This is a genomic window from Flavobacteriales bacterium, assembly GCA_016715895.1.
GTDB lineage: Bacteria > Bacteroidota > Bacteroidia > Flavobacteriales_F > PHOS-HE28 > PHOS-HE28.
On sequence record JADJXH010000004.1, the window covers coordinates 995146 to 1011814 of the forward strand.

The 16669-nt window shown below is 61.8% G+C and carries 16 protein-coding genes and 2 pseudogenes; 4 read left to right on the top strand and 14 right to left on the bottom strand.

Annotated elements, in window-relative coordinates; translation table 11 throughout:
• On the top strand, nucleotides 1-552 hold the full coding sequence (locus IPM49_12855) for a cupin domain-containing protein (protein MBK9275410.1): 552 nt from the start codon (nucleotides 1-3) through the stop codon (nucleotides 550-552).
• A gap of 56 nt (nucleotides 553-608) precedes the next feature.
• On the opposite strand, the gene IPM49_12860 is transcribed toward IPM49_12855, so the two are convergent.
• From IPM49_12860 to IPM49_12875, 4 genes and pseudogenes are all read right to left on the bottom strand, one after another.
• Complete coding sequence (locus tag IPM49_12860) at nucleotides 609-1196, bottom strand: hypothetical protein (protein ID MBK9275411.1); 588 nt, start codon at nucleotides 1194-1196, stop codon at nucleotides 609-611.
• A 9-nt stretch (nucleotides 1197-1205) separates the two neighbouring features.
• Nucleotides 1206-1853, bottom strand: coding sequence for a hypothetical protein (locus tag IPM49_12865; GenBank protein MBK9275412.1), 648 nt, complete (start codon nucleotides 1851-1853; stop codon nucleotides 1206-1208).
• Between the two features lie 175 nt (nucleotides 1854-2028).
• Complete coding sequence (locus IPM49_12870) at nucleotides 2029-2877, bottom strand: AraC family transcriptional regulator (GenBank protein MBK9275413.1); 849 nt, start codon at nucleotides 2875-2877, stop codon at nucleotides 2029-2031.
• A gap of 103 nt (nucleotides 2878-2980) precedes the next feature.
• A pseudogene (locus IPM49_12875) lies at nucleotides 2981-3163 on the bottom strand (4-hydroxyphenylpyruvate dioxygenase).
• A 213-nt stretch (nucleotides 3164-3376) separates the two neighbouring features.
• Between IPM49_12875 and IPM49_12880 the strand changes: the two are divergent.
• Nucleotides 3377-4412, top strand: a pseudogene (locus IPM49_12880) (IS630 family transposase).
• A gap of 21 nt (nucleotides 4413-4433) precedes the next feature.
• Here the strand turns inward: IPM49_12880 and IPM49_12885 are convergent.
• The 4 genes from IPM49_12885 to hppD all read right to left on the bottom strand — a co-directional run bounded on the left by IPM49_12885 (nucleotide 4434) and on the right by hppD (nucleotide 10429).
• Complete coding sequence (locus IPM49_12885; protein ID MBK9275414.1) at nucleotides 4434-4658, bottom strand: hypothetical protein; 225 nt, start codon at nucleotides 4656-4658, stop codon at nucleotides 4434-4436.
• A 474-nt stretch (nucleotides 4659-5132) separates the two neighbouring features.
• Nucleotides 5133-7367, bottom strand: coding sequence for a T9SS type A sorting domain-containing protein (locus IPM49_12890; protein MBK9275415.1), 2235 nt, complete (start codon nucleotides 7365-7367; stop codon nucleotides 5133-5135).
• 211 nt (nucleotides 7368-7578) lie between these two features.
• On the bottom strand, nucleotides 7579-9033 hold the full coding sequence (locus tag IPM49_12895; GenBank protein ID MBK9275416.1) for a T9SS type A sorting domain-containing protein: 1455 nt from the start codon (nucleotides 9031-9033) through the stop codon (nucleotides 7579-7581).
• A gap of 250 nt (nucleotides 9034-9283) precedes the next feature.
• Nucleotides 9284-10429: a 4-hydroxyphenylpyruvate dioxygenase gene (hppD, locus tag IPM49_12900; GenBank protein ID MBK9275417.1), complete on the bottom strand. Its 1146-nt coding sequence runs from the start codon at nucleotides 10427-10429 to the stop codon at nucleotides 9284-9286.
• 147 nt (nucleotides 10430-10576) lie between these two features.
• Here hppD and IPM49_12905 point away from each other — a divergent pair, with 147 nt between their 5' ends.
• Both IPM49_12905 and IPM49_12910 read left to right on the top strand, forming a co-directional pair.
• Complete coding sequence (locus IPM49_12905; protein ID MBK9275418.1) at nucleotides 10577-11071, top strand: hypothetical protein; 495 nt, start codon at nucleotides 10577-10579, stop codon at nucleotides 11069-11071.
• Nucleotides 11071-11757, top strand: a complete 687-nt coding sequence (locus tag IPM49_12910) for a nucleotidyl transferase AbiEii/AbiGii toxin family protein (protein MBK9275419.1) — start codon at nucleotides 11071-11073, stop codon at nucleotides 11755-11757. The genes IPM49_12905 and IPM49_12910 overlap by 1 nt, the downstream gene beginning before the upstream one ends.
• A 470-nt stretch (nucleotides 11758-12227) precedes the next feature.
• Here IPM49_12910 and IPM49_12915 read toward each other — a convergent pair whose 3' ends face one another.
• The 6 genes from IPM49_12915 to IPM49_12940 form a co-directional block, all read right to left on the bottom strand.
• Nucleotides 12228-12614, bottom strand: a complete 387-nt coding sequence (locus IPM49_12915; protein MBK9275420.1) for a type II toxin-antitoxin system VapC family toxin — start codon at nucleotides 12612-12614, stop codon at nucleotides 12228-12230.
• A complete protein-coding gene (locus tag IPM49_12920; protein MBK9275421.1) occupies nucleotides 12611-12820 on the bottom strand; it encodes a DUF2281 domain-containing protein in 210 nt (69 codons plus the stop codon). Before IPM49_12920 ends, IPM49_12915 begins: the two co-directional genes overlap by 4 nt.
• A gap of 38 nt (nucleotides 12821-12858) precedes the next feature.
• Nucleotides 12859-13053 carry a DUF2281 domain-containing protein gene (locus IPM49_12925; GenBank protein MBK9275422.1) on the bottom strand — a complete coding sequence of 65 codons (195 nt, stop codon included), beginning with the start codon at nucleotides 13051-13053 and terminating at the stop codon, nucleotides 12859-12861.
• Nucleotides 13054-13099: 46 nt separating this feature from the next.
• The gene (locus IPM49_12930) at nucleotides 13100-13396 is read right to left on the bottom strand and encodes a nucleotidyltransferase domain-containing protein (protein MBK9275423.1); all 297 of its coding nucleotides are present in this window, start codon (nucleotides 13394-13396) and stop codon (nucleotides 13100-13102) included.
• Between the two features lie 25 nt (nucleotides 13397-13421).
• A complete protein-coding gene (locus tag IPM49_12935; protein ID MBK9275424.1) occupies nucleotides 13422-15380 on the bottom strand; it encodes an AAA family ATPase in 1959 nt (652 codons plus the stop codon).
• Nucleotides 15381-15508: 128 nt separating this feature from the next.
• Nucleotides 15509-16666 carry a homogentisate 1,2-dioxygenase gene (locus IPM49_12940; GenBank protein ID MBK9275425.1) on the bottom strand — a complete coding sequence of 386 codons (1158 nt, stop codon included), beginning with the start codon at nucleotides 16664-16666 and terminating at the stop codon, nucleotides 15509-15511.
• Nucleotides 16667-16669 lie beyond the last annotated feature (3 nt).

Below are 16669 nucleotides of genomic sequence, written 5' to 3' on the forward strand. Positions count from 1 at the left end.
ATGAACTACGAACGCCCTCATGTGATCGAAAGCGGGGCGGGTGAGCAGATCACCTTCGTCCGCATCGAGAAGGACCCGAAAGGGGACAAGCTCATCGTGGAGAACCTCGTGCGGCCTGGGTCCGGTCCGCCGATGCACGTCCACCACCGGCAGGCGGAATCGCTCACCGTGGTCAGCGGTCGGATCGGCGTGCAGGTGCTGGGCCAGGAGCCGAGCGAGCACGGACCCGGCGAGACCGTGACGTTCGCCGCCGGTGTGCCCCACAAGTTCTGGGCGGCCGGGAGCGAACCCCTGCGATGCACCGGATGGATCCAGCCGGCCGACAACGTGGAGTACTTCCTCACCGAGCTCTACCGCAGCACTCGGGAGAACGGCGGCCAGCGGCCCAAGGATTTCGATGGTGCCTACCTGGGCATGCGCTACGCCGGTGAGTTCGACATCCTGGAGGTGCCGGGCTTCGTGAAGAAGGTGATCTGGCCCCTCACGGTGTTCTTCGGCAGGCTGGCGGGCAAGCACAAGCGCTACGCGGACGCGCCGGAGCCGGTGGTGTGAGATACAGCGAGGATGCTGCAGCGCTATGGTCGGCGCAGTGCAGCGTTTCCGTTCGCTCAGCTCCGCTCGAAGGCCTGGTAGGCGTGCACGTCGATGGTGCTGAAGAAGCTGGCCATCTCCGGCGCCTGACCGAGCACGCCGAGCGCCTGCATGAACACGTTGCGGTCCTTCCAGCCGATCAGTACGGCGCGCACAGGGCCATCCACCGCTCGTAGCTCCTGCTCGAACACGAAGCCGGGCTGCTGGCGCACAAGCCCGAAGAAGCGCTCGCGTTCGCGGAGGAAGGCTTCCTCTTGTCCATTGCGCGGGGTGCGGATGGCCACTTCCAGGGCACCTGCGCTGCGCAGATGCTCCGTCAGTGCATCCGTGTCATGGTCGTTCAGTTCCACGGTGGCCTGGGCTTTCTGGAGAACGCCCTCAGGTAGCGCCTGGTCGAGCGCAGCCGGGGCTCGGCCGACCCATCCGGTAAGGCTCACCACCACAGGCTGGGTGTCCGGTTCGGGCATGGTGAAGAACGACGCGCCTTGCACCAGGGGCTTCACGTCGGCATGGCTCTTCAATCCGTGCGCAAGCGCCTCCAACGCCTGATCCAGTTGCACCTCGCGGCCTTGCGCAGCGGTGTGAATCCTGATGTCGATGGTCATCGCTCCGCACTATTTGATCGACGTGGCGAACTGCGAGGCGACCACATCGAAGGTGGCGAAGTAGGCCTGCGTCTCGGGCAGCTGCATCAGCGCACCGGCGATGGCATTGAAGGCCTGCTGGTCGCGGTATACCGTCATGCCCACGCTCAAGCGCTCCGTTTCCGGGCCGCCCACCACGGCGAACTCATAGCTCTCCAGCACGCCATCGCGGCCGTCCAACATGCTCACGAAGGCGTTGCGGGTGCGGTCGAATTCGGCTTCCTGACCGGCATGCGTGCGGCGCACGGCCACTTCAAGGACCTGTCCTTCGCCACGCATCAGCGTGCCGAGATCGAAGGGCTTGCCCTCGGTCTGTTGCAGAAAGGCATAGGCCTTCAGGTCCATGGTGGCGGCGAAGGCACCGAAGGCTTGTTGCACCGCCGGCACGGACTGGATCTCACCCACACGCGCCATGGACGGATATTGGGTCATCCCGATGAAGACCGGTCGGGGATCCGGCGTGGGCAGGGAATAGAAGGAGGCGAACTCCCGGTCGTTCCGTACGCCATCCTGTTGGGTGAGGACCTGGATGAAGGCGCTACGGGCCTGTTCAAAGGACTCCTGTTGTCCGTCCTTCACCATACGGACGGCAAGCTCGATGATCGGTTTCTCGTTCATGGTCGGTGTGGCTGTTGAGCTGGTGGATCTTTCTGGTTCCACGGCGGGGCTGCAGGCGAGGAGGACAGCTGCGGCCAAGCCAGCGATGAGTGGTTGATACATGGCGTTTCCGGTTAGGCCGACAAAGCAAGAGGCGGCCCGATGGTCGCCTCAGGTCGATCCGGAGAAATGCCGGTCACTTTGTCGCCTGCGTGCGGTAGGCGGCGGGGGCCATGCCCATGTGCCGGCGGAACGAGCGGGCGAAATTGCTGGGGTCGGTGTAGCCCAGGCCGAAGGCGATGGTGGCCACATCGGCGTCGGAGAACAGCAAGGCCCGGCGCGCGTGCAGCATGCGGTGATCCTCGATCAGCTGTTTCGCCGATCGACCGAAGTGCCGTTGCGCCAGTTTGTGCAGATGGCCGCGACTGATCCCCAGCTCCTCCGCGATGACCTCCACCGTGCGCAGTTCGGTCACTTTATTGGCCAGCAGATAGCGAAGCCGTTGGATCCGCGCGTCGTTGACCACACCACCGTCGTGCTTCCCATGCACCGCATGCGCCCGCTGAAGCCGCACCAGCAACAGCTGGAGCGCGGCCCGCAGGAACGCTTCACTGTCCCCCGAAGGCGTGCGCAGTTCGTCGTGGATCTCCCGCGACAGGCCGGCGCATGCCCGGAACGACCGCTTGCCGGGACGCAAGGCAGGAGCACTGGACAGGTCGTTGAAGAAGCTGAACTTGTAGGTGAAATGGGCCTCCTCGAACAGGATGTCCAGGAAACCGGCCTCGAAGAAGATCCACGTGGCACGGCCGAACGCGCAGCCGCCCAGGTCCACCGGCAGGCCGGGGCTGATGGTGATGATCGTGCCGGGACGGACTTTCACCCGATGCTCGCCGATGTGCATGGAGCCATCACCCTTTTCGATGACGCCGATCACGTGGAAATCCGGCACCGCCTCCACGATGCTGCCATCGAAGGTGGACATGTCGGCCGAATCGATCAACAACCCGTTGCCGTAGCGGTTGCGGTCGAACTTCAGTTTGCGCATGGAAGATGCAGCGAGCTGCCCAAGGGCAAGTGTAGCTCATTCACGCAGGGCGGACCGTGAGGCACGAATGGCGCCCGTTGCGGGCGTCCTGTGTATGTGTTCCTCACTCGTACGGCGTCCCCCGGTTCTCCTGCTCGCGCTCGATCGCCTCGAACAGGGCCTTGAAGTACCCTTTACCGAAGCTCTTGGCGCCCTTGCGCTGGATGATCTCGAAGAACATCGTGGGGCGGTCGAGCACCGGCTTGGTGAAGAGCTGCAGCAGGTAGCCCTTGTCGTCACGGTCCATCGATCACCTGGTCGAATGTCGCTTTGTGCAAACTGGCCCAAGGGCCGTCCGGCACACGGATGTCAGAGATGCATATTGACCGGACGCTGACGTCAAGATGTCCGGGCTGGTTGCTCCGGTTCTCCGCGTCGAAGAGGGCGACGGGTCCAGTTCATTATTGATCCGGCATCGATATAGCGGACGATCGGCACGATCTGTGGATCTTGCCGAGGCATGCGCGAGAACGACTCCAGGAAGCTGTCGATGCCCGAGCTCAATGAGCGTCGTAGGCAGGCGGTGCAATGCAGGCTCAAGGGCATGGGCCTGAAGGAAACGGCCGAACTCTGTGGCATGTCCCGCAACACGGTGAACGAAGCTTGGCAACGGTACAAGGCCGGTGGCTGGAAGGCCATTCGTGTGTGGAAGACCGGTCGCCCGGTGGGCAAGGGACGCATCCTGACAAGTGAGCAGGAGAAGGAGACACAACGGCTGATCCGTGACAGAACGCCCGATCAGTTGAAAATGCCTTATGCGTTGTGGAACCGGCAAGCGGTGCGCGAGCTGATCGAGCGGCGCTACGACCGCAAGCTGGCCATACGCAGTGTGGGGCTCTATCTGGAGCGCTGGGGATTTACGCCGCAGAAGCCACTGCGCAAGGCCTACGAGCAGCGACCGGAGGCGGTGCGCAAGTGGCTGCACGAGGATTATCCGGCCATCCGTGCACGTGCCAAGGCTGAAGGTGCCGTGATCCACTGGGGCGATGAGACCGGTCTGCGCAGTGATGACGTTCGCGGGCGCAGCTACTCCCTGCGAGGCCACACTCCCGTGGTCAGGGTGAACCACAACCGCCACGGCTGTTCGGTGATCTCCACGGTGACCAATCGCGGGGAAATGCGCTGGATGGTCTTCAAGGGCGCACTGAACAGCAGCATCCTGATCGGCTTTCTGAGAAGACTGGTCAAGGATAGCGACAACAAGGTGTTCCCTGATCTTGGACAACCTCAGGGTCCACCACAGCAAGCCGGTCAAGGAATGGCTCGAGGAGCATCTGGAGAGCATCGAGGTCTTCCACCTGCCGAGTTATTCGCCCGAACTCAACCCGGTGGAAGTAGCGAACGCAGCGCTGAAGGATGCCGTCACCAAGCACGCTCCAGCACGCAAGAAGGGGCAGCTTGAACTCTTCACATCACGCTTCCTGCGTTCCCTCCAGCGACACCCCAAGCGCATCATCGCACTGTTCCAGAAAGACACCGTTCGTTACGCAGCCTGAGTCCAGATCATGAATGCCGGATCAATAGAATGAACCTGCCACCTTGCGGAAGCTCTTGTTCAACTCCTTGATCGCCGTGCGCACCTGGTCATCGGTCAGGTCCATCTCAGCGTTGCCATCATCCATGATGTGGAACACCACCGGCACCTTGTAGGTGGTCAGGTCCCGGTCGTGCACCTGGGGGGCATGTGCGGCTAACTCATCGAATTCGTTCACGCGCTGGTTGTAGCCGGCATCGGTGCGCATCAGCCGCCGGTGCATCTCATCGAATCCACAGGAGTGTTGCCCCGTGTTCGACAGGATCGTCTGACCAGACTGGCCGGAAGCCCAATTGCCGCTACACGCGAAAGCGAAGAGCAGTGTGCACTTGACAGCGGTGCGACGAATGATGGAAGAAGACCTCATGACTGCGGGGTAAGGTTGGGGCAGGTGCTTAAAGGGATGGCCGCGTTTCGGACCACGGATAGACCCTGCGAAACTCGGCCCCCCTACCCGACCGGCTATGCGTAGAAATACCTGTTTTGAGCCGGATCATGGGATACAGGCCTGATCGGAGCGGGAACACGAACGGCCCCCGGAGGAGCCGCACGCACGCTTCGACGGGCCTTACCCGTTCACCCGATGAAGCCGTTCGCTCAGGGCAATTGCTCCAGCCGCACGTTGTTCGGCGTGGTACTCCCCACGTTCACCAGGATCGGGTCGCGGTCGTTGCCGCGGTCATCACCCTTTCACAAGACAGGAGTGCAGGACCGACCCGTCGCTGAGCATCACCCTGACCAAGTAGATCCCATCGGGCATTCCGTCCAAGGGCACGACTACGGACAAGGCTGGTGCAAAGCCATTGCTGCGAATGGTGCGCCCGCTCATGTCCAGGATCTCCACGTGTTCCATGGCATGGCCCCCGGCTGATAGGGTCACTTGGTCGAATGCCGGATTGGGTGCGAGGCCAAGGGACGTGTGGTGGCCATCCGCCACACGCGTACTGGTCTCCAGGGTCACCACGGCATCGTTGGTGCGCACCGGTGGATTGAAGTCGAAGAAGATGTCCGCCGCGTTCATGATCACCGTGCCCGGGAGTTCAGGCTGCGTGGGCCGTATCCTGAACTGCACCAGACCATGGCTGGCCGGTTCGTTGGTGCCGCTGTCCGGCAGCAGGATGTTCGGGAACGTCCACTGCACCATTCGGCCCGGAAGGAACTCCACCTCGAAGGGGTGCGAGGCCTGGCCCTGTTCGTAGGTGGCCTGGTCAAGGTCGATGCCCAGCGTGTCCGTGATCACCACGATGAAGGCGGTGTCGGTGCCTGTGTTCTGGAAGCGGATGGTATACTCCAGCCAGGCGTCCGAACCGATCACGTACTGCGTATCGCTCCATCCGGTGCTCGTCCGCACGAGCTTGTCATTGGGGTCGTAGCCGGCCGTCACCGTCTGCTCCAGCTCGAAGGTGTTGTTGCTGAGGGTGATCTCTGGCAACGGGTTGGAGAGCCAGCAGGTGCTGGTGAGCGCCTGTCCGATCGGGGTACCCACGGGCACGTCCAGGAACACGGTGATGTTCAAGGTCTGGAACGGGTTCAGCGGGGGGAAGCTCCACTCCAGGGTGTCCCCGAGTTGTTGGTCCGGTGTCAGGTCCGCGTTCTGGAACACCAGGGTGGGGTCCGGCAGGTAGCGCAGGGTCAGAGGACCGCTCACCTGCGGGCTCTGGTTCTTCGCCTGCAGGTAGTGCACGGACTGAAAGCCCGGACGGGCCAGGCTCCCGAGCGCGGTCACGGACAGGTCCAGGCCCGGGTCCAGGGTGTCTGCAATGTCCAGGGTGATCGGCGTCCCGCTCATGGTGAACGGGGCGGGCATCACGGGCGGACAAATGGCCAGCAGCGAGGGTTGTGTCTGGTCCAGCGTGTAGGCACCGTTGGTCAGGTTGATGCTGTAAGAACCGTTGTTGCCGGTGATGGCGTAGTGTGGTCCGGGCAGGATCTCCAACACCGTGTTCGCCAGGCCGGGCTCGCCGGTCTCCTTCACACAATCGAGATCGCCATCCAGGTAGACCGTTCCGCTCAACACATCGCAGGCCATGCCCAGGAACGGGATGTCGAATCCCAAGGTGTCCCCATTGCAGGGGTAGGCCGTGTATTGGTAGCCAGCGGATACCCACGCCCGTTTGGCCGTGTAGTGGCCGGGCAGCAGGTTGTTGAAGGTCTCGTTCACCCCGGCATTGTACCGGGTGTTCACCAGGTTCCAGTTGGCATCGTACAGCTCCAGTTCAGGGTTCGCGAAGAATCCACCGTTGTACACGTTCGTCATCGTCACCGAGCCGTTGGGCAGGCCTCCACAGGCGCCGTTCAGGTTGCTCACCGCCCAGGCGGGCGCGCCGAGCTGTGGTTCGACGATCGCCACGGTCACATCACCGGTACATCCGTTCGCATCCCACACGGTCAGTGTCACCTCATCGCCTCCACAGGCACCGAGCTCGAAGAAGAACGGGTGGCCGAAGGAGTCGTAGCCGGCAACGGGCTCGCTGTAGCTGTACGGTGGGGTTCCAGGGAATCCGCTCTCAATGATCCGATACTGGCCCAGGCAGTTTCCCGGGCAGTTGGCATGCCCGTCCTGCGCGGGGAAGTTGCCATTGCTGAACGGCAGCCACGAGTCGTTCCCCACGGTGTAGGTCTGCTGTGCCTGGTCCAGGTTCCCGTCCACCACGGTCACGGTGTAGTTGCCTGCGGCGAGCCCGGTGTTCAAGGGTCCGGTGGTGCCATTGCTCCAGGTGTAGGTGTAGGGCGGCACCCCTCCTGTGGCCTCCACTTCCAGGGACCCGTTCGCCAGGTGGCAGTCCTCATCCTGCGAGGCGATCAGGTTGATGGCGAGCACAGCCTGCGCGTCCGCTGCCAACGCGTCCGGCGTGTTGGACAATAACAGAAGAGCGGTCCGTACAATGAAGCTCGTGTATGGAGATCGGTCGGGCATGGTCCGGAGGACACTCGAATGACGGGAACACCACCGACCGGTTGCTCCAAAGCGGGCTGGAACGTTCCCCGGTTCTCCTGCTTCCGCCATCGCCTCGAACAGGGCCTTGTAGGTGCTGGTGCCAACGTGGGAACGCTTCCGGCTGGTGCGGGACGAGGATATCCGGCGGGAGGATGCGATCCGCGCACCCCCAGGGAAGAACGGATGCCACCTACGGGATCACGATGCGGCCGCTGTTGAGGAGCCGGCCTGAGCGCGTGATCAGCGCAACGGGGTAGATGCCTTTCGCGAGATGGGACAGGTCCAGGACCTGCGCACCGCGGTGCGATGCCGTTCGATGGACCACCCGTCCCACGGCGTCACGCACCTCCAGGGAGCAGCCCCAGGGGGCATCGCTTGGAACGATGATCGAGGTTCGACCATCGCTCGGGTTCGGTGCGATCCCGAGGCTCGTTGTTCCTCCGGAAGCGTTGATCGAGAGCGATGTCGTATCCATGATCTTCGCGTAGTACCCGGTCGCGAACTGGTTCCCGGCGTCGTCATCGTCCGCAATGCCCCCCAGGACCACCCCGCCGTCCGGGCATACGGTCAGGCAATGCCCCGCGCTGCTCCACGTGGGATGCGTGCCCAGTTCGCCGGGATCGAGCAGCAGGGTCCGGACCAGTTGGTAGTTCGCATCCACCTCGTACATCACGATGCGGTCCGAGTCGTTCCCCGGTGTGCGCCGTGATCCGGTCAAGAGGAAATGGCCGCCGGCATCGACCACCATGGACCGGATGCGCTCCTGCGTGGGAAGGCCCTGGACCACCACTTCGATCGGCAGCAGGTTGAACGGTGCATTGACCCGTTGGATGAAGTGGCTGTAAGGCGCGTTGCCCAGCGATGTGCTCGCCAGGAAGTGGTCGCCTGCCGGGCCCGCGGCCAGGTCAGTGACGGGTGGCAGGTTCGTGATGGTCGCGGTCGGGTTCCCCGATGCGTCCAACTGCGAGAGCCGTCGCTCCAGCCCGAAGCCATGGAAGATCAGCAGCTCGTCATTCAGGGTCGCCGCACCGGACCACGCCGGCCCGAACGCGACCGGGTTCAGTTGCGACCAGAGCAGGGCACCGCTCGGATCGTACCGCTCCACCCGGGTCGAGAAGGACTGCAGTGAATCCCAGCCATAGACAAGAACGTCGCCATTGGCCGCCTGCGCGATGCCGTTCGGAACCACTTCGGTCGTGGCGGACCAGGTCACCGCTCCGGCCAGGTCCGTGGACACCAGCAGCCCGCGCCCTTGCACGGACGGAGCCTTGCCCACGAAGGTGTATCCGCTCCCATCGTTCCGTGCCACCAAGGCGCGCGACCGTCCGCGGGTCGTCAGGTAGGGCTCATGGCCGCCCGGCCAACCCAGGGAAGGAAATGTGATGGCATGGCTCCAGATCACCTCGCCCATGTCGTCCACCTCGAACAGACGGAATCCCGAGTCCACTGTGTCCGGCCAGTTCACGTATTCCGCAAGGAGCACCGCGCCACCGGTCCCTTTCGCCACCACGGACACCACAGAACTGTACTGCCCCACGGTGTCCGCCAGCACCTTCTCGTAGACCGTTTGCGCTGTGGCACAGGTCGACCAACCCAGGGCCATCGGCACGAACAGGAACTTGAAGTGGCCCATGCCCTGGCTCATTCCTGCCTGCGCGATCGCTTGATCCGCTTCTTCAGCTCGGACTTCCGACCCAATTGCCGCTGGTCCGAGTCGGGGTCCGCGCACTGTTCGTCAAGCTCCTTCTTGGAAAGGCCCTTGAGGTTCTAATGGGTGAAGTGAATACTGCGCGACATCCTTGCCTTAGAGCGTCCCCCGGTTCGCCTGCCTTTGTCCGCCGGAGCTTCAGCGCCTTGCTACGCCGAAGCGGCTTCGCCAAGGCGAAGAAGGCGGGTCAAAGTGTGCCTCGGTTCTCCTGTTCTCTTTCGATCGCCTCGAACAGTGCCTTGAAGTTGCCCTTGCCGAAGCTCTTGGCGCCCTTGCGCTGGATGATCTCGAAGAACATCGTGGGGCGGTCCAGCACCGGCTTGGTGAACAGCTGCAGCAGATAGCCCTCGTCGTCGCGGTCCACCAGCACGCCGTGCTCCTTCAGCACCGCCAGGTCCTCGTCGATCTCGCCCACGCGGTCCAGCACATCGTCGTAGTAGGTGGGGGGCACGTAGAGGAACTCCACGCCGCGGTCCTTCAACGCGCTCACCGTTTCGATGATGTTGTTGGTGGCCACCGCGATGTGCTGCACGCCCGCGCCGTTGTAGAACTCGATGTACTCCTCGATCTGGCTCTTCTTCTTGCCCTCGGCCGGCTCGTTGATCGGGAACTTGATGCGGCCGTTGCCGTTGCTCATCACCTTGCTCATCAGCGCGGTGTACTCGGTGCTGATGTCCTTGTCGTCGAAGCTCACCAGCTGCGCGAAGCCCATCACCTTGGCGTAGAACTCCACCCATTTGTTCATCTCGCCCCAGCCCACGTTGCCCACCATGTGGTCGATGAACTTCAGGCCGGTGGGCGGCGGGTTGTAGTGGCTCTTCCACGCCTTGTAGCCGGGCATGAAGGGCCCCTTGTACTCGTTGCGCTCCACGAAGATGTGCACCGTCTCCCCGTAGGTGTGGATGCCGCTGCGCACCACGTAGCCGTGCTCATCCTCCTCGCGCACGGGCTCCATGAAGCTCTTGGCGCCGCGCTTGGTGGTCTCCTCCCAGGCCTTCTTCGCGTCGGGCACCCACAGGGCGATCACCTTCACGCCGTCGCCGTGCTTGCGGATGTGGTCGTTGATCGGGCTCTCGGGCGTCATCGGGGTGGTGAGCACCAGGCGGATCTTGTCCTGCTGCAGCACGTAGCTGGTGCGGTCCTTTACGCCCGTCTCCAGGCCGGCGTAGGCCACGCTCTGGAAGCCCCAGGCGGTCTTGTAGTAGTGCGCGCTCTGCTTGGCGTTGCCCACGTAGAGCTCCACGTAGTCCGTGCCCCAGAGGGGAAGGAAGTCCTCGGCCTCCTTCATGATCTTCTCCAGGCCGTAATCGACGTCTTTCAAACCGGTGGACATGGTCGTTCGGATTCAGGTTCCGCGAAGTTCGGGCTTTTTCGGGGGTGGAAGTTGATGTTGGTCAGCAGGGCGTGCCGGCTTGCGAGGTCCGCCAGATCGGTTAGATTTGCGATTCATGAATCACAAATCATGGATGCGCACAAGGGAATGCGGCCGCAGGATGTGGCGCTGTTGCTCAAGATCGTGGCCGTGGGCAACAGCGAGTGGCGCGGCATCGACCTGGCGCAGGCGCTGCACCTGAGCCCTGCCGAGGTCAGCAATTCACTGAAGCGTTCGGCCATGGCCGGGCTGGTGGATGGCACCAAGCGCCACGTGGCGCGCGCTGCGCTGCTGGAGTTCCTCAAGCACGGGCTGCCCTATGTGTTCCCGGTACGGCCCGGCGGGGTGGTGCGGGGTGTGCCCACGGCGCACGCGGCCCCGCCGCTGCGCGCGAAGTTCCTTACGGACGAAGCCTACGTGTGGCCGTATGCCAAGGGCGATCGACAGGGTCAAGCCATAGCGCCGCTGTACCCCGGTGCCCCTGCCGCTGCACTTGCCGACCCCGCGCTGCATGAACTGCTCGCGCTCGCCGATGCGCTGCGCACCGGCCGCACCCGCGAACGTGCCGAAGCCGAGAAGGAGCTCGCCAAACGCCTGAAGTGATGCGCGACGCCGTGAACGTCCAGGCCCTGCAGTTCGTGGCCGAGGGCTTGAAGGACCTGCGCGATCAAGTGGTCTTCGTGGGCGGGGCGGTGGTCAGCCTCTACGCCGACGATCCCGGCGCTGATACGCCGCGCCCAACGTCGGACATCGACCTGGTGATCGAAGTGGCGGGCTATGCGGCCTATGCGCAACTGGAGCAGCGCCTCGCGCAACTCGGCTTCCACCATACGCCGGAGGAAATGGTCAACTGCCGCTACCGCTTTCATGGTGTCACGGTGGACATCATGCCCACCGATGTGCCTGCGCTGATGCCGACCAACCGCTGGTACCTGCCGGGTATGCGGCATGCAGTGCGCATGGCCCTGCCCGATGGGAGCAGGCTGGCCGTGCTCACCGTACCCTACTTCCTGGGCACCAAGTTCGAGGCGCACAAAGGCCGTGGCCGGGACCTGCGCACCAGCAAGGATCTCGAGGACATCGTGTTCATCCTTGATGCCCGCTTGCGGTTGGAAGAGGAAGTGGCCACAGCTCCGGCAGAGATCCGTGACTACCTAAGGCGCGAGGCCCAAGCCTTGTTGAAGGATCCCGCAGCCCGCGAAGCCATCGCCGGACATCTCTCGCCGCAGATCGCCACGGAGCGGACGGCGGTGTTGATGGAGCGATTGCGGGTGCTGGCCAGGGAGTGAGATCTGTAAGGAGCCACAGGTATCGTGTGGAATGCTGGTCAGAAGGCGTGCCCCTCGGCCGAGTGCGCCTCGGGCCGGGCTGTTCGCTGTAGCCACCTTGCGTTGTACGGCATCGCATCGGGCTGCGGGGTCCCTCGTGCCTCGGGCCTCCTCGCTCCGTGCGCTGCTCGCCCAACCCTGCGGCGGGCTGTCGCTTCCATCCCTCACGCGGAACACCGCCTGCGACCCCTCCGGGGTCGTGGTGGCATGGGGGCATTCTTCTAATGGCTGTGACCCCTTCGGGGTCAGGCGGATGTCTCACGTCGGCAATGCGCCGCGTAGGACACCAAGACATAGGGGTCAGGCATTCGACCCCGGAGGGGTCGCAGCCATTTGCACTCGTTCCACCAAGGAGGCATTCGACCCTGAAGGGGTCGCAGGGGGATCACCGGGTCAGGGCGTTCCGTTTCAGTTCGTCAGGCGAATACCGGTCAGGCAGCGATCACCGGCACCCCATAAGCTGCGAAATGCGGATCCGCCGTGAGCAGGTGCATGCCCTCGGTTTTCGCCTGGGCGATCAGCATCCGGTCGAAGGGATCGCGGTGGTGGAGGGGTAGCGGCGAAGCAGCTAGGAAATGCTCTTCACGGAGCGGAAGGACGAGAAACCCGGCTTCATGGACCAAGCGGTAGGTGGATGCCAGATCACGGTCCAGGGTAAGCTTGCCGATCGAGGTCTTGATCGCGATCTCCCAGAAGGTCACGTGGCTGATGTAGAAATCCTCGTCGGCTGTTTCAATGCGCTCGCGCAACTCGCGGGACAGGCGCTTATCCAACGACTGGAACCAGAGCAGCACATGCGTGTCGAGCAACACGCTCATTCCATGTACTCCTTGAAGTCGTCCAGCGGCGCATCGAAGTCGTCCGCCATGTGGATCTGGCCTTTCATCAGCCCCGCCACACGCTTCTTCTTGGGCGGCTCAGGCCGCTGCCTTCGTGTTAGCAGGAACTCGATGTAGTCGAGCACCTGCTTCCTCAGATCCTCTGGCAGGGAGTTCAGCTTCACGAAGAGGTCTGCGCTGGACATAGTGCTAAGGTACAGCGCAAGCGATGCGTTCAGCAAAGCTATTCGTCCAAGGGCGCGTCGAAGTCGTCGGCGCCCACGATACGGCCCTTGGCCAAACCTGGTACACCGCCGCGCCGGGGTGACTCAGTTGGCTGCTTCTTCCGTTGAAGCAGGAACTCCAAGAAGTCCATCAACTCCTTGCGCAGATCAGCAGGCAGGGAATTGACCTTGAGGAAGAAGTCTGCCGTGGACATGCCCCGAAGTTAGGCCGATCGGGCTGGAATACGGGCACGGTCAGCCTCAGCCGCGCGCATGGATCAGTTGCTTGTCGCGGTCCACGTAAGGCTTCACGTGCGGGCTCAGGCCTTTGGTCGTCACCAGGTCCACGGACCGGGAAAGCAAGGCTTCCAGATCGAGGCCCATTTGGATGAAGTGCAAACCGATCGGACGGGTGTGGTCCAGTTCCACGAGGATGTCCACGTCGCTGCGGTCATCGGCTGCGCCGCGTGCGAAGAAACCGAACAGGAAAGCCTGCTTCACGGGCTGACCCGCGAAATAGGTTCTCAGTTGCACCAATGTCTGCTCGTTCAAATGCATGTAGCGAAGGTAGGTAGATGCTCGGCTATCTCGCTCCTCGCAACTTGTCCCACCACGAAAGGCTCCTCAGCCTTTGAATTTCCTGTTCCTGCTCGGCGATCTTCCTGGACTTCTCCCTACCGTCTTTCTCATGAACGGTCACTTGTACCTGAGTTGAGGTCAAGTTGTCGTCCAGCCTTTTCACCTTGGACCTTAGGATGCCCAGCAGGGACTGCTGTTCCTGCTCTCTCCCCTCAGACGCCCAGAGCAGAGCCTCGGTTTTCGCAAGTCTGGCCTTTAGGTCAGTATTCAGACTCGTCAGCTCTTCAATCTCCTGATTCAGTTCCTCATTCGCGTCAAGCTGTTCGTTCAAACTATCCGTAAGCACGAGCGCTTGAGCCAAGCTCTCCTGTAGACGAATATCGACGTTATGGTATCGAACGGACCATGAAGTGAGTCGCTTCGTGTGCACTTGGAAGTACCGCTTGAACAGATCCGTACTTACATCGTTCCGATACTTCAGGGCAGTCAGCAAGTGCTCGTAAGCCTCCGCGAGTCGCCCGGATCTAAAGGCATCACGTGCTGACCGATAGAAGCTATCTGCTCTGCCAGAGTTCAGTTCTTCGACAATGAGCGTCGCAGGCGTTTCCTGTTCTGCGAACTGGATCACATCCCGATCCGTTTTGATGGCCGAGCGATCAATTCGGCTCTTCAGTACCAAGCCGTTGAACGAGGTGCAACGACTTAGCGCCACATAGACCTGCCCCGAGGCAAAGGCGGAACCGATATCCGCGATGACCTTCTCGAACGTGAGCCCTTGGCTCTTGTGGACGGTGATGGCCCAAGCAAGGCGCAACGGATACTGCGTGAACGTTCCAAGCTCCTCTTCCCTTACACGATGAGCTTCCTTATCCCATGTGTACCTGATGTTCCGCCATACATATTTTTGAGCGACGAGAACCTTCTCATCTGGCATGACGACCACCACACGATTGTCATCAAGTTCGGTAATGCGGCCAATGCTGCCGTTGTAGACGCCTGCATCCTTGTTGTTCCTCAGGAACATGACCTGTGCTCCTACTTTGAGGCGAAGCGTCGAGTCTGTTGGATAGGATCTCTCTGGGAAGTCTCCTTGGATATCGGCTTTGAATTCGAAGAGCGGAGTTTCAATGGCCACAAGTTTCGCCTCATTGATCGCATCAACTTGGGCGTTATGTGTTCCTAAGGTGATATAACCCTCGCTAGGCTCGGGCTCAAACGATGGATCTAAGCGGGCGTTGAGAGCAATCATTTCAGGTTGGCTGACCTCGCTCACGCGCACTCGGTTGAGTAGCGTAATGAAATCCTCCTCCTTCTGCCGATAGATCTTCTTCAACTCGATATAGATGGGCTTGTGTGCCTTAAGCACCTCGGAGCTAAAGAAGAAGGGGCTGGAATAGAACTGTCCGAGGACATTCCAATCCTCTTGCTTCGCCACTGGCGGCAATTGGAACGCATCCCCGATCAACACCGTTTGTACTCCACCGAAGGGTATATCCCGCCTGCCCCGGAATACTCGCAGGAGCCGATCGACAACATCCAGTAAGTCACAACGGACCATCGAAACCTCATCAATGACCAACAGATCCAATCCACGTAGGATCTCTTGCTTCTCGCTGCGATACCGAAAGTGGTCGTAGATGGTAGACTGATCCGTGTCGCCTTCTCGAGGCTTTTCTCGTAGGCGTGGGTCGTTAGGCACGTACAGGCTCGGACGGATCTGAAAGAACGAGTGAATAGTCTCTCCTCCTGCGTTGATTGCAGCAACGCCCGTTGGGGCGAGTATCACAACATTCTTCTTCGATGTGGCTTTGAGATGCTTCAGGAAGGTTGTCTTACCTGTGCCGGCCTTACCAGTTAGATAGACAAGTCGATTGGTATGCCTGACGAAGTCAAGCGCCTGGTTGAACTCTGTGTTCGTCGGGTCGAGTTCGGGCAGGTCTGCTGCATCAGAATAAGAGGTCATGCCCTTCAAATCTAGATCTGTGCATTTCGCGTGAGCAATCGAACGGGAAAGCCCGGAACCGGTAATCCGGCGAGGACTTGGACGGAAGAGCGCGACCCGAGGCTTTGCGAGGGGCACGCCCTAACAATTCACTCCAACCAGCTCTTCCAATACTTCCCATCGTCGATCTTCAGCGCCTCCTCCGTCACCATCAACGGTCGGAAGGTGTCCACCATCACGGCAAGCTCGTTGGTCTCCTTCTGGCCGATGCTGCGCTCCATGGCGCCGGGGTGCGGGCCGTGGGGGATGCCGGCGGGGTGCAAACTGATGTGGCCGGGACCGATGTCGTTGCGGCTCATGAACTCACCGTCCACGTAGTAGAGCACCTCGTCCGCGTCGATGTTGCTGTGGTTGTAAGGTGCGGGGATGGCCTGCGGGTGGTAGTCGTACAGGCGGGGCACGAAGCTGCAGATCACGAAGGCGTCCGTCTCGAAGGTCTGGTGCACGGGAGGCGGCTGGTGCACGCGGCCGGTAAGGGGCTCGAAGTCGTGGATGCTGAAGGCGTAGGGGTAGTTGTAGCCGTCCCAGCCCACCACGTCGAAGGGGTGCGTGGCGTAGACGAGCTCGTGCAGCAGGCCCTGCTTCTTCACCTTGATGACGAAGTCGCCCTTCTTGTCGATGGTCTCCAGCTTCTTCGGGCGGCGGATGTCGCGCTCGCAGTAGGGCGAGTGCTCCAGCAGCTGGCCGAACCAGTTGCGGTAGCGCTTCGGCGTGTACACCGGCCGGTGGCTCTCCACGATGAAGAGTCGGTTGTCACTGTCCTTGAACTCCAGGGTGTAGATCATCCCGCGGGGGATCACCAGGTAGTCGCCGTACTTGAAATCGATGTTGCCGAGGAAGGTGCGGAGCGTGCCGCTGCCCTTGTGGATGAAGATGACCTCGTCGCAGTCGGTGTTCTTGTAGAAGTAGTCCACGCTCTTCGCCTGCGGGGCGGCGAGCACGATGGCCACGTCGCTGTTCACCAGGATGGGCTTGCGCGCTACGAGGTGGTCCTTCTCGGGCCTGGCCTTGAAGCCGTGCAGGCGCAGGGAGCGCATGTTCTTCTCCACGGCGATCTTGGGCGTGAGGTCCTTGGGCTTGCCGAGGGCCTTCACCTGCGTGGGGCGGTGGATGTGGTAGAGCAGGGAGCTCATGCCATCGAAGCCGATGGTGCCGAAGAGCTGCTCGTAGTAGATGCGGTCCTTGCCGTTCTTGAACACGGTGTGCCGCTTGTGCGGGATCTTGCCGAGGCTGTGGTAGATGGGCATGTG